Source organism: Undibacterium sp. Di26W, assembly GCF_049340265.1.
Lineage (GTDB): Bacteria > Pseudomonadota > Gammaproteobacteria > Burkholderiales > Burkholderiaceae_D > Undibacterium.
In genome coordinates this window covers 139,885-153,993 of sequence record NZ_JBMPOR010000006.1, presented here as the reverse complement: position 1 = coordinate 153,993, position 14,109 = coordinate 139,885, and the positions used below count along the sequence as shown (strand labels likewise).

At 52.2% G+C, this 14,109-nt stretch carries 6 protein-coding genes; 1 reads left to right on the top strand and 5 read right to left on the bottom strand.

What is annotated here, in order from left to right; genetic code table 11:
- Positions 1-69: 69 nt before the first annotated feature.
- Positions 70-2,991, top strand: a complete 2,922-nt coding sequence (locus ACO0LM_RS09850; protein WP_423036595.1) for an HD domain-containing phosphohydrolase — start codon at positions 70-72, stop codon at positions 2,989-2,991.
- 97 nt (positions 2,992-3,088) lie between these two features.
- On the opposite strand, the gene ACO0LM_RS09845 is transcribed toward ACO0LM_RS09850, so the two are convergent.
- From ACO0LM_RS09845 to araH, 5 genes are all read right to left on the bottom strand, one after another.
- On the bottom strand, positions 3,089-4,165 hold the full coding sequence (locus ACO0LM_RS09845; RefSeq protein ID WP_423036593.1) for a glycoside hydrolase family 53 protein: 1,077 nt from the start codon (positions 4,163-4,165) through the stop codon (positions 3,089-3,091).
- A gap of 75 nt (positions 4,166-4,240) precedes the next feature.
- Entirely contained in the window at positions 4,241-6,847 is a 2,607-nt protein-coding gene (locus ACO0LM_RS09840) for a TonB-dependent receptor (RefSeq protein ID WP_423036591.1), read from the bottom strand.
- A gap of 424 nt (positions 6,848-7,271) precedes the next feature.
- Complete coding sequence (locus ACO0LM_RS09835; RefSeq protein ID WP_423036589.1) at positions 7,272-9,626, bottom strand: beta-galactosidase; 2,355 nt, start codon at positions 9,624-9,626, stop codon at positions 7,272-7,274.
- Positions 9,627-12,398 (bottom strand): TonB-dependent receptor, encoded by a 2,772-nt coding sequence (locus ACO0LM_RS09830; RefSeq protein ID WP_423036587.1) that lies wholly within the window; start codon positions 12,396-12,398, stop codon positions 9,627-9,629.
- 675 nt (positions 12,399-13,073) lie between these two features.
- Positions 13,074-14,093 (bottom strand): L-arabinose ABC transporter permease AraH, encoded by a 1,020-nt coding sequence (gene araH, locus ACO0LM_RS09825; RefSeq protein ID WP_423036585.1) that lies wholly within the window; start codon positions 14,091-14,093, stop codon positions 13,074-13,076.
- Positions 14,094-14,109: the final 16 nt, after the last annotated feature.

Genomic DNA, 14,109 nt, shown 5'->3' with positions numbered 1-14,109 from the left:
AGTATCTGAGCCTGCAAGTAAAAGCGAATGTTCCATGGTGGCGTGACTTTATTCTGGACGGGTCTGTCGATGAGCATCAAAAAAAACGTCCGATTTTATATCTATATCGCGTATTTTTTTACCGGCCTGATATTATTATTCGCCATTGCCATGGGTACCGTGCAGTTCACCCGCATGAGTAAAATCATCCTGGCGCAGGCTGCCAGCAGCTATACCCTGATAGGCAATGAAGTCGCCAGCAATGTCAAAGACATTTATGAGCCAGTAAAAAGCCAGACCGAAATATTGGCACAATCCCTCCCCATCTCTGGCCGAAACCTGAATCAACGCCTGACCCACGTCACTTACCTGGCCAAGGCCATCATCAGCGTCAAATATGCAACCTCAGCCTATGTAGGCTTTGCCGATGGTGAATTTTTTCTGTTGCGTCAATACGCCAAATCGAATGGCAATAAAGGTATCTTCAAGGCACCGGAAAAAACGGCATGGATAGTGCAAAGCACCAGCCTGGATGCGGACAAGATGGTCGAACATGTGGTGTACCTGGACGACAGACTGAATGAAATCAGTCGCCAGCAAATCCCCCTGCGCAACTATGATCCGCGCTTGCGTGGCTGGTATGAAAACGCCATGAAAAACCCCAGCAAGGCGAATGTATCCGAACCATATTACTTCTTTACTACCGGACAGATCGGTGTCACCTATGCGCAAAAAATCGTCGATGCCGACGCTGTTGTCGGCATCGACATAGAACTGCCAACCATCCATGAAACCATCAAGAACAGTAGCGTCACGCCATCAACCAGCATCGCCCTGATAGACCGTAAAGGCCAATTGCTGGCCTGGCAAAACGCTCAGCAAGCTGCCTACAGACCACAAATCATCACCAAACTGGATGGCACGCAAAGCATGCCCACGCTGGCAGAGCAAGATGCACCGGTACTGAACAAGCTGCTGGAACTGGATGTCACTGACAGCAATTCCAGCCAGGCGCTGGATGTCCTGGGGCAAACCTGGGCCAGCTACCGGGCCAATATACAAATCCCCGGTGGCCAGGACTTGCGCATACTGATCGCCAGCCCGCATGATGAATTGCTGGCCGACATTATCAAGATGCGTCAGCAAACCATCATGCTATTTATCGTGATGCTGGTGATAGGCATAGGCGTGACTATTTATTTTTCACGCCTGGCATCCAAACCACTGAAACAATTGAATGACGAAGCCAGCAAGATCGCCCGTTTCGATTTCCAAAGCCCCATCAACATCCAGTCACGCATCAAGGAAATTGCCGACCTCGCGCATTCCATGGGCGGCATGAAAGCGACCATACGTTCCTTCCTTGATATCGCCAGCAGCCTGGCATCAGAAACCAATTACGACAAATTACTGGCACGGGTATTGAAGGAAATGTCGGAAATCACCGACGCCAAATCCGGCATCCTTTACCTGTACCAGCCGCAAGACCAATCCATGCAAGTGGTGCAAGTCTACGTCGACCACCAGGTACTGGAAAGCGATGCGCAACGCATTGCCATGAGCGATGAAGGCCACCCCGTGATCCAGGCATGCAAATCAGGCAGTAGTATCTGCCAGTTACAGGCAGCGGACCTGCCGCGCCTTTTCAGCGCGCTGCCCAGCACCAACCATGTCACCACCCTGATTGCGATCCCCTTAAGGGACCGCAACAACACCCTGGTCGGCGCGATTGCCCTGATGATTGATGATGCCGATATTGACCCCGGCAGGCAAGCCATGGCCGAAGCCGTATCCGGTGCCGCCGCTGTCGCCATAGAAAACCAGCGCCTGATACAGGAACAGAAAGCCTTGCTGGAAGCCTTCATCCAGTTGATCGCCAGCGCCATCGACGCCAAGAGTCCCTACACTGGCGGCCACTGCCAGCGCGTGCCGGTACTGACCAGGTTATTGGCCCAGGCTGCCTGCAAGGAAACCGAAGGCCCGTTTGCCGGCTTCCAGCTTAGCGATGTCGAATGGGAAGAACTGCATATTGCCGCCTGGCTGCATGACTGCGGCAAGGTCACCACGCCCGAATACATCGTCGACAAGGCGACCAAACTGGAAACCCTGTACGACCGCATCCATGAAATACGCATGCGCTTTGAAGTCTTGAAACGCGACGCCCAGATCGATTACTGGCAAGCCATCGCCAATGGTGCGATTGGTGAACATGCCGCAGAGCTGAAAGAAAAACGTGATAAAGATATCGCCGGACTGGACAGCGATTTTGCCTTCATTGCCGAATGTAATGAAGGCGGCGAATTCATGGAATCCGACAAAATCGCCCGCATACAGCGCATCGCCGAACGCAGCTGGACCAGGACATTACCGGACCGCATCGGCATTTCACACGAGGAAAAAAAACGCAAAGACCGCACGCCAGAAGCGCTACTGCCGACCACAGAACACCTGCTGAACGACAAGGCCGAACACATCTTTCCCCGTTCCGCCCGCGACACCATCACACCCGACAACCCCTGGGGCTTCAGGATCAATGTACCCGAACACCTGTATAACCGTGGCGAAGTATATAACCTGAGCGTAGCCCGCGGCACCCTGTCAGAAGAAGAACGCTACAAGATCAATGAGCACATGATACAAACCATCATGATGCTGGAAAAACTACCCTTCCCGCGTCACCTGGCCAAAGTGCCAGAAATCGCTGGTGGCCATCATGAAAAAATGGACGGCACCGGCTATCCCAAACGCCTGACCGCTGCCGACATGAGCATCCCCGCCCGCATGATGGCAATAGCCGATATCTTCGAAGCCCTGACCGCCGCCGACCGCCCCTACAAAAAAGGCAAGACCCTGTCAGAAACCATCAAGATCATGAGTTTCATGAAAAAGGACCAGCATATCGATGCCGAATTATTTGGGCTATTCCTGAAATCAGGCGTGTATCTGGAATACGCGAAGATGTTTATGCAAGCAGAGCAAATTGATGTGGTGGATGTCGCGCACTATGTTTGAACCAGGTAGCCGATACCTAGACCATGCGCATTTTGAGCAGCGCATAAGCCCCACGTGGACTCCAATTGCGCACGCGCAATAAGATCTCAAACAGGTTCTAGTCAAGAAAGGCATCCAGTGCCTCTGTCGGTCTCCCTGTATTATCAAAAGCACCGAAGCTATAGCCTTTCCAGTTTTTGTAGGATTGCGCTTCCCAATAGATCACTCCCAGGCCAAGCTGACGGTTGACCGAACGGACCTTGGTAATCACATCGCTCAGAATAGTTTTCGCTTGTGGATGGTCCCAGGGTACGCCGACTTCTGTCACCATGACGGGTACTTGATAACGGTCTGTCATATCATTCAAATTCGCAAGACAGGCGTTGTTTGCCGATTGCCATGTATGGCCAACGGCTTCAAGTGGATACGATGAGGCACCAATGACATCAAACTTGCCACCATTGCTTTTCAAACCATCAAAAATCCAGCGAAACCCTTCGTTATTATGGCAATTGGCAAGATGCACTATAACCAGGGCCGTGGGGAAAACCTGCTTGACTGCGTCGTAGGCAGCAGTCGTCAATTCTGCATAATTTTTCATGTTGCTGGCCGCCTTGGAAGGCCGTGCACTATCCCACAGCATACCGTCATTGGTTTCATTACCAACTTGTACCCATTCAGGTGCAATGCCTGCATCACGCAGCGCCAGCAAGGTCGCAGAGGTATGTTGCGCGATGTCGGTGCGCAATTCAGTAATACTGTGTTGACTCCATGCGGCTGGCTTGGTCTGGTGTGCGGGGTCAGCCCAGGTGTCACTGTAGTGAAAATCGATCATGATGCGCATGCCTGCCTGTTTTGCCCGTTGCGCCTTGGCCAATACATCTTGCAAACCATTCCAGCCATCTGCAGGATTCACCCACACCCGCAAACGCACAGCGTTCATGCCCTGTTCTTTTAAAGTCAGGAAAATATCTTGCCTGATACCTGCCTTATTGAAAAATGGATAGCCGGATGCTTCCATCTCTGATAGCCAGCTAATGTCCGATCCTTTGGCAAAGGCTTTTTCCGTTTTTACTTGTGCCGGATCACCGGATGAGGTTTTCATCGGTGTCGCATCTGGCACATTTTGTGCGCTGGCGTTGGCACAGCTCATCAGCACCAGACACATCGCTGAAAAAAAGGGGAGAGATTTCATGACTTGATAAAATGGTTGAGGAGGTAAATTCGTCAAAAAACAGGGGCGATTTGCATCGCCCCTGTTCTTAAGAAATTACATCTTATAAGTCAACCCCAAATTAAAGCGACGGCCAAACTCAGTCACTTCTTGTTGATATGGATTATTTGCACTCGTATAAACCACTTTTTGGTTAGTCATGTTGTCGATACCAAATCGCACTTGCAACTGTGGTGTAATTTGTTTGGACAGATTCAAGGTCAGGTAAGTCTCTGCACCATTCAGTATCAACTGCCCTGCGGCCCAGGTAGGATTACGTACGAAGGCACTATGGTAGTTAGCAGAAAGCCGTGCTTCATAACCAGCTTTTTCGTACCAGACAGTGAGACCGCCATTGTGTTTCATCAAACCTTCGATAGGGAAAGGATTGACAGAAGGCATATTTTCCTTGATGTCACTTTCTGTATAAGCATAATTACTGTACACACCCAAACCATCGAATGGTGCAGGCAAACCAGTAAATGCTTGCTGATACACCAGCTCCAGTCCTTTGACATTGCCACCGCCACCATTCACCGAACGTGTGATCAGTGCAGTGCGGCCATTGATGCTGGTCTTGTCCTGCGTGATTCCTATGTAGCGTGAAACTTGTTTATAGAACACGCCAGCCGATGCCAATCCACCTTTGGCGAAATACCATTGATAAGCCAGATCCATTTGATTCGACATCATTGGTTTCAATTCCGGGTTTCCGGCACTACCTGTCAACGGCTGTACAGGATTGGGATCAACATACAAATTACGTGAAGCACGCATTTCATCCAGTGGGGCACGTGACATGGCGCGCGCCAAACTGAAACGCACCTGCTTTTCTTGCTTGTCGTCCATCGCAAATATCAAATTCAGGCTAGGCAAGACCTCTGTATACGAAGTTCCGCCCTGCACTGGTGTCGGTTTCGCGTCACTCAATGATTGCATGCCTTCGCCAGTTTGGCTGGTATGGACCACGCGCACACCTGCGTTGCCGCGATATCCTGTTCCCAGGAAAGTGCCATCGAGGTCAGCTTGCGCATAGAGTGATGAACTACGTTCTTTTACTTTCCAGCCGGACAGTAAATCATTCTGCGTTTGTGGACGACCGTTAGAACTGAATACATTGGCGCCAAAGGCAGCGAAAGAAGATGCATCAAAATTTTTCAGCGCAATAAATGGAGCAAAGCCGTCAACGCGTATGGTTTCATAGGCCGAATCAGGTATCGTTCCTGTTGGGGACACACTCCATGTCGTTTGGCTATACGATTTTTCGCGGTCGGTGAAGCGGGCACCAAACTTGACACGACTTACAGCACCCCAGTCAACACCACGGGATGCGTTCACATGGAAGCCATTCAATTCATCTTTTAAGTGGCCATCAGTATCAACATACATGGTTGGTGCGCCAAACGCTGCCGGATTTCCCGAATCCTGACCCAAGGTGTATACCTGGCGATCATCCCCGGTAAACGACCAGGTGAGTGTGCCGTTGTTTTTTGCAAACAGGCGCAAGTCACGCCATTGGCTGTCACGTTTCGCACGCGAAGTGGACAAGTCGGTCTCGACCTTCCAATCGCCTATCGTAAACTTGCCGTTGAGACCACCGGCCACATTGGTATTGTCTTGCACCCACTTATAATCATTGGTGGTCAGGCCCACGTCTTTTACAGTAGCGCCCACCACATAGCCATTGCGGATATCGAGATTACTGTAGTTGGCTTTTTGCCAGCCATCCCAGTTACCGACATCACCCGTCCAGTGTTGCAAACCAGGCTCATCGATGGCCGCTTTTGCATAATAAACATCACCAGTAATCAAGGCATTGGGACTGGCTTTCCATTCGACTTTGCCAAGCAGGCTGGTGCGTTTATCAGTACCGCGTTTGACATCATCACCAAAGCCCCATGGCGTTTTATCAATCTTGCCGTCACCATTCAAATCGGCTGAATGGTCTTCGTTAAAACCCCAGTGTCTTATATTCTTTTGGAGTGAAGGCTGGTCCTGATAACTGAAAGCCAGTGCGACACCCAAGGTATTATTATTGAATTGGTCGATGTAGATGCCGCCAAGACGTGGTGTCCTGCTTTTAGCACCCGGAATTTGATCTCCCATCGGATAATACAAGGCATCTGCCTTCAGGGAAATCTGGCGTTCCTTGAATTTGAGTGGCTGTACTGTCTGCAAATCTATGGTCGTCGCAATCCCGCCTTCTGTAATTTCAGCAGATTGTGTTTTGTATACCGTTGCCCCGCTTAAAGATTCTGAAGGGAATTGTTCAAAGCGCACTGCACGGCTGGGTTCAGTCGACGCCAATTCACGACCATTGAGGGTCGCACCAATAAAGCGTGGGCCCATACCGCGCGCCACAATCTGGCTTGCATTACCGCGATCCAATCCTGACGACAGTCCTGGCAGTCGTGCCAGGGATTCTGCGATGGTGGTATCCGGCAACTTGCCAATATCTTCCGAAGCAATCGCTTCGATCATGCTGTTGGATGCTTCTTTGCTGGCAAGGGCATTGCGTACCGAAGCACGAATACCACTCACTGTCACCTGTTGCACTTCGTCAGTCGCTGGCGCTGCTGGCTTTTCCTGGGCAAAGGCGGTCGCACTGATTGCTGGCATCATGAACAAGGCATGAATAAGCCAGCTGATTTTCTTTTGTTTCATTTTATCTCCTGTATTTTTTTAAAGCGCTGCCGTATTAACGCCAGCGAGTAACTCTTTTTAACTCCAGAGTTTAAGAACTCATTTCATTAATCGCGATGAGTTCCAATCATCCTATTGATTAAAGCAAATGTATTCAAATGTCTTATTTCGCGAATACTATGCGAATTTCATATAGCTAATTGGGTGGCTATATATCCGTCGGAAAACTGTTGTCCGACCACTATTGAGAAAAAATAATTATCAACAAATCTAGTTTTATTTTTCAACATCAAAAAAATAGGACTTACGCAAAATCGCCCCAAAGCCTTGCAGCCCCCGCATTTACTAAGACCATGTACTAAAGTACTGTCTTCGTCGCTGAGACCTTGCTGGAACAATTTTGCGTAAGTCCTAAAAAAAACTGTTATTTTAAGCTGTTATTTTATTATTCCCTGACCAATTTATCAGCGACATACATGCGGTATTGCTTGATACGCCCGGTAACGGTGTCAGGCCCCTGGCGTGGCATGTAGCGCACTCCCGCCGCCTCCACCTGCTGACCCAGATCGATGATCAACTGGTGCGGGTGGCCTGCCCCACCAGAAAACGCGGTGTGCCAGTGATCCGACGCTTGTCCGTTGATCGCATTGAGCGCCGAGCCGTCCTCCTTCTTCAACTCCTCGCTGCTGACGTAGGCGATGGTCCACGATTGCTGGTTGATGGTCTTGCCGTCCTTGCCCAGTAGCGAAATCTCGGCAACCGCCGCGTACTGTTTGCCGTCGAAGGCGCTCAGCGACTCCAGGCAGAACTGGCGGCCTTTGACCGGTGCGGCGAACAGCACATCCTGGGTCGCGCTTCCTGCTGCAAATTCGCCCTCCTGTGCCAACATAACGCCTTCCAGCGCCGGCTTGACCGTGCTGGGTGGACGCACCAGGTCCAGCTCCGGATTGAGCTGGTCGAGTATCGGTTCGGTGAGCCCGGCAATACGGGCGCTGCGTGGGCCGGTGAGGTCGAGCACCACGACTTCGTTGCGGCCCGTCCTGATCCATGGACCAGGCAGGTACATGGTTTGCGTCGGTCCAATGCTCCAATAGCGGCCAAGGCAACGACCATTGATCCACACGATGCCCTGTCCCCAACTGGACATATTGAGGAAGGTATCTGCCTGCCTGCTGGCCTCGAAGCCGCCACGCCAGAAGGCGGGACCTTTGGCGCGTCCGCGCTTGAACGACAGAGGCGGCAGCACGCCGTCGGCATCAAAATCGATGGCGCGGATTTCCCAGTTCTCCAACGTCCGCGCGGCGCTGCCCTTTGCCGTGAACGTCACCGGTCCATGCAGGCCTTTGCGGTCGTGAACTTCGAGCCCGAAGTTAACCCGTGCGATGGTATACAACAGAATTTCCACCGTCACGGTCTTGCTGCGCGCGGGTACCACGACCGAAAAACGGCGATGGCGTGTATCCATTGTTCCCACTTGCTTGCCGTCGACATACACCCAGGCCAGGTCGCGCACTTTGGCGGCGGCCAACAGCCCCGTCGGCCCGGCCGGCAATTGCACACGATAGGAAACCAGACCGCGACTGATGTCGTACTGTTCGATCGGCGCCGGCGATACGGCCTTGATCGCTCGCTGCGGCAGATTGAGCAGTACCGGTGCCGTCTCGGTCAGCACAAACGCGTCGATGTGCATGACCGGAAGGCGTGATGGCGGCTCGGGCAGCACTTCGCCCGATGCCAGGAAGGGACGCATGCCTTCGCGGTAAGCATTGAACTTAGCACCAGTCCACCCCGCTTCGCTGATCGGTGCGTCGTAGTCGTAGCTGGTGGTGTCCGGCCGGAAGGGACGGTCGCAGCCGCCCCACAGGCCGAAGGTGGTACCACCGTGCGCCATGTAAAGGCTGAACGAGCCATTCGCCTTGAGCATGGCCTGGATGTCGACGACAGCAGACATATTGTCCCCCCGGCGGTGAGGATTGCCCCACGTGTCAAACCAGCCCGAGTAGTATTCACCGCACATCAGCGGTGCTTCCTGAACTGCGGCGAGCGCCTTGAAGCCGCCCGCCGGGTCGCTACCGAAATTGGCCACCGAAAGCATACCGGCCAGATGGGTCTTGGCAACCGCATTGGTGGGGTTGCACTGGAATAGCGGCACGTCGAAACCGGCATCGAGCAGCGTTTGGCGCAGCACGCGCATGTAGTCCAGGTCTTCACCGAAGAAGCCATACTCATTTTCCACCTGGACCATCAGGATAGGGCCACCCTGGGTCACCTGCATCGGCCCGAGCACACGACCGACTTCACGCAGATAGCGCCGCGCCGGATCGACAAACGCAGGATCGCGCGTACGCAGGAAAGCGTCGCCGGGATGCTTCTTGAGTAGCCACCACGGCAGGCCGCCCATCTCCCATTCGGCACAGGCGTAAGGACCGGGGCGCAGGATCACCCATAACCCTTCCTTTTGCGCCAAACGGCAGAACTCCACCGCGTCGCGCTGATCGCTCCAGTCAAATTTCCCTTCTCTCCATTCGTGATAATTCCAGAACAGGTAGGCGCACACCGTGTTCAAACCCATCGCCTTAATGGCTTTCAGGCGATGGGACCAGTACTCGCGTGGCACCCTGGCGAAGTGCATTTCGCCGCAACGGATCTGGAACGGTTTGCCGTCGATGAGAAAATCACTGGCACCGACAGCAAAGCGCGACTTGGCTTGAGCGCCAGCATGGTTAGGCAACAAGATGCCGCCGGCAACGGCAGCGGCACCTTGCAGCAGACGACGGCGAGGCAGGTTCGCGCGCATCATTTAGAACGCTATCCGCAGGCCAAGGTTAACCCGGCGACCAACATCTTCCAAGGTAAGGAATTGCGACTCGTTGCTGGCATATTCGTGCATCTTGGAGTTGCTCAGGTTAATGAAGTCTGCGTACAAAGCCATCTTCGGCGTCAGGTTGTAACGCAGGCTAGCATCGGTCTGGCCATAGGCCGCACGGTTGCGCGGCAAGGTGCTGCCGCCACCACAATCGACCGAGAAGCTGTTACGCCAGTTATAACTCATCCGTGCCTGTAGTTTGTCATTTTCGTAGAAAACCGAGCCGTTATAGGATTGCGGCGACAAGCCAGGATAACCGCAGGTCGGCACGCTGCTATCGGTAACGGTATCGCGGGTCGCACTCGCGTCCACATAGGTATAGTTGGCGGCCACGCCGAATCCCTTCAGCCAGGAGATGCCATTGTCGAAGGCATACTGCCCTGCCAATTCCATGCCCCTGATCTTGCCTTTCTGCCCGTTACGAACGCGCGTGTCGTGGACCACTTCAACATACTGGGGAATTTTTATATCCACCATCCTGGTCTCCAGAAAGTCGGAGACATCCTTGAGGAACACGGCTACGCTGACGTAGTTGGTCTTCGACATATACCATTCATACGACAAATCGAAGTTCTTCGACTGCATAGGTTTCAGATAGGGATTGCCGCCGCCGGTTTGTACATCGCCAAAACGCCCCCCGTAAGAATTGTTCACACCCATCTGGTTCAAGGTCGGACGTGTCTCGGTCTTGGACACACCCAAACGCAGCAGCATGTCGGCAGTCAGGTCGAACTTCAGATTGGCAGATGGCAGGAAGCTGTTGTAGCTGTTGCTGACGGTGTTTGTGCTGGCTGCCCCCCAGTTCAGTATATAGGTCGTGTCGTTAGGGCTTTTCACCGCCGACAGCAAAATGCGGCTGATGCCAGTCGAAGCCGAGTTCACGTGCACCACACGCATGCCAGCATCCGCCGACCATCCCGCGCCTTCCCATTTGGAGTTCAGGAAGAAGCTCGATACTTTCTCCTTGACACCCCACATATCCGGTTTAGTGTAATCAATCGCCATCGGACCATTCGGATACTTGGTTTTATCCAGATACAGTGCAGGATCATTAGATTGCGCCAACAGCGAAGGCTGGTTCAAGTAATTCATGTAGGCATACGGATCGAAGCGGAGATAGGCGCTCGGAATCTGTGCGCCATTGCCCATGAAGTTATCCATAGGCGTTACGGTGAACAAGGACGATGGCAAGGCAACGTGATATCCACTGAAGGCATTCCAGGCATCGTTGTTCCACTGCCTCCGTTCCACATCACGCTGCGAGTAACCCATGCCGGAATCGATCCCCTTGAAGTAGCCGATCTCGTGATTCCACGATAAATTGACCCGCCCTTCCTGCAGGTCATCGAGATTGCGGATATCGCCATATGATACGGCGTGGGCACGCACTGCGGTCGGATCAGCAATGCCATCGCCGAACACCAGACCGGGGCTGCTGCCAAAGGTCAGCACATCGCCATTCTTCGGCACCATGCCGGCCACAATCCACATATTCGGAGATTTGGAGTTAGTGCGGGAGCTGGAAATATCGCCTTCCAGTTTCAACTCTGGTGCCAGTGCCCATTTCGAGTTCAGGCCAAACGCCTGCGTGGTAGACAGGCGATCGCCACCTTTGACGATCATGTCGTTCGAATTGGCTTCGCCCAGCAGTTGACCGCTACCGGCCAGCGCCGGATTATTTGCATAGAAGGTCGAGCCAGGCCGCAGAAAGCTGGTGACTTGGTTGTTAGTGTCGTACTTGACGCCGAGCTGCACGGGGTTATTCCAATCGCTGAACGCGATCACGTCATTCTTTTGATCGAGACGCGAATACAGGGCGTCGGCGGTCAGCTTCCAGGTCGGGGATGGACTGTATTGCACCGTCAGATTGCCAACCAGTCGCTTGCGACTTTCATTCTCCTGCTGAAAGCCATAGCTCTGCGGCATATAGAGCTTTTTGGTAGTCACATCAGCCATCGTCAACCCCTTGGAGTTGAGATTGCCGTTGATCATAGAAACATCTCGGTAGTTCCAGGCGTCCGTGATAGCCTTGTTTTGCTTGGACGCGCGGTCACTGTAGGACAGCGAGCCGGTGACGCCAAAGGTCCGGTCGTCATTGGCAAACGAATACATGCCGCTGATATTGGGTGTATTCTTTTTGGAATTCGAATCGTAGGAGTCCGAGACATTGACCACCGAGGTATGACCCAGTTTGCCCGATAACGGCCGCGCGGTCTGGATATCCACCGTTGAACCGATACCCCCCTCTGGCAAGAAGGCCTGCGACGTCTTGTAGACCAGCGCTTTCGAGATCAGGTCGGGAGACAGCAGGTCGAAGGAGAACTCGCGACCGCCGGTGTCACTGGTCATGGTGCGACCATTGACGAGCACATTGTTGAACTCAGGCCCCAAGCCGCGCACAGAGATGTAGCGGCCTTCGCCGTTGTTGCGCTGAATTTGCACACCGGTGACGCGCTGCAGGGATTCAGCGATATTCGTATCAGGGAATTTACCTGCATCCTCAGCAGACACCGCGTCAACCACCCCATCTTGCACACGTTTGGTCACCAGGGAAGAGCTGAGGGACGCACGAATACCACTCACTGTAACTAGTTGTACTTCGTTTGTAGCTGGCACTGCCGGCTTTTCCTGGGCAAAGGCGGTCGCGCTGATTGCTGGCATCACGTACAAGGCATGGATAAGCCAGCTGATTTTCTTTTGTTTCATTTTGTCTCCATTAATATTTTGAAGCGCTGCCGGAATAAGGCCAGCGACTAACTCTTTCTAACTCCAGAGCTTTAGCACTCATTTCATATATCGGGATGAGTTCTAATCATCTTATTGATTGACACTATTGCATTCCAATGAATTATTTCGCAAACAATATACGAATTTCATATAGTTAATATGTTGGCGATATATGCGACAGAGAACTGTTGTCTGACCACCGTTGAGAAAATGATTCACATCAAATCTCATTTTTATTTTTCGATGTCAAAAAACGATAGAAGTGAATGAAGGGAAAGTGAAAAAGCAAAGTCATTCAAACGTCGAATGATTTACTTTTTTTTGAATGACTAGCTATGGGGGAGTTGATTCAGACAGTTGGTTTTGTGCGCGTGGAAAAATACACCTTTTTTAATTTCAAGGCGATGACGAGCAACAAAACCGAATGAGGATGGATGCAATAATTAGTGCTACCGCCAATTACTTTGCACGAGCTTTCAACGTAAATCACGCAAAATATAGAACCTGGTCTGTGCGCCTGGAAACAGCCGCTGTTGTTTTCTGGCTTTATTGTCCGGCGTATCCATGCGTAAATCTAATTCACATGGAAACAGTGTCAGCAAACCAGAATCCCAAACACGCTTGCGTCTGGGATTCTGCTCCGGATATGTTTTTTTAACCGCGCGTACTGCGGCTTTTTAATTGGTCCAGCAAGACAGCAGCCAGCAAAATGAAACCACGCATCAGATACTGATAAAAGGCATCAACATTCATCAGGTTCATCACGTTTTCAACCGTACCCATGATCAATACACCGATCAGGACACCGAAAATACGTGCCTTACCACCTTGCAAAGACACCCCGCCCAAAACACAGGCAGAAATAACGTCGAGTTCAAAACCTTGCGCAGAATTAGGTTGGCCGCTAGTAATGCGCGACGCCAGGATCAAACCTGCGACAGCAGTGACCAAACCCTGCAGCAAAAAAATCCAGACACGCAAACGTTCCACCTTGATACCTGCCAGTCGCGCGGCATCCGGATTACCGCCTATCGCCAATGTATTGCGGCCAAAGACTGTGTGATTGAGCAAGACCCCAAACACAATGAAACAAATCGCCACCACCAGGACCGGATACGGCAAGCCAAACAGGCGTCCATCACCAAAACTGATGAAGCTGTCATTTGCAATGCCCACTGCCTGCCCTTTTGAAACAATAAATGCCAGGCCACGCACCATCAGCATGGTGGCCAATGTCGCGATAAGCGCATTCACGCGCATATAGGCAATCAGGACGCCATTGCCCGCGCCAATCAGCGCACCGGCCAACAAGCCACCGCCGACGGCCAGCGTCACACTTTGGGTATGCTCGAGGATAATGGCACCCAGCACGCCAGAGAACGCAATGGTCGAGCCAACCGAAAGATCAAAGTCACGCGACGCCAGACACATCATCATGGTGCATGCCACCATGCCGATTTGCGCAACGGACAGCATCAGACCGACAATATTGGCTGTCGAGAAAAAATTCTCCACGGTAAATGCCAGTAACACAAACAATATGGCATACCCGATTGACATGCTTTGATCTACCAGCCAGCGGTTTCTGCGCGTCTGGGCACTGTCGCCGGCAGCATGGTTTTGCACTACTGCTGTTGCGGTGTCTTCAGCAGGTGTGGAACTGAGGGAAGTCATGGAATATTCCTGTAAA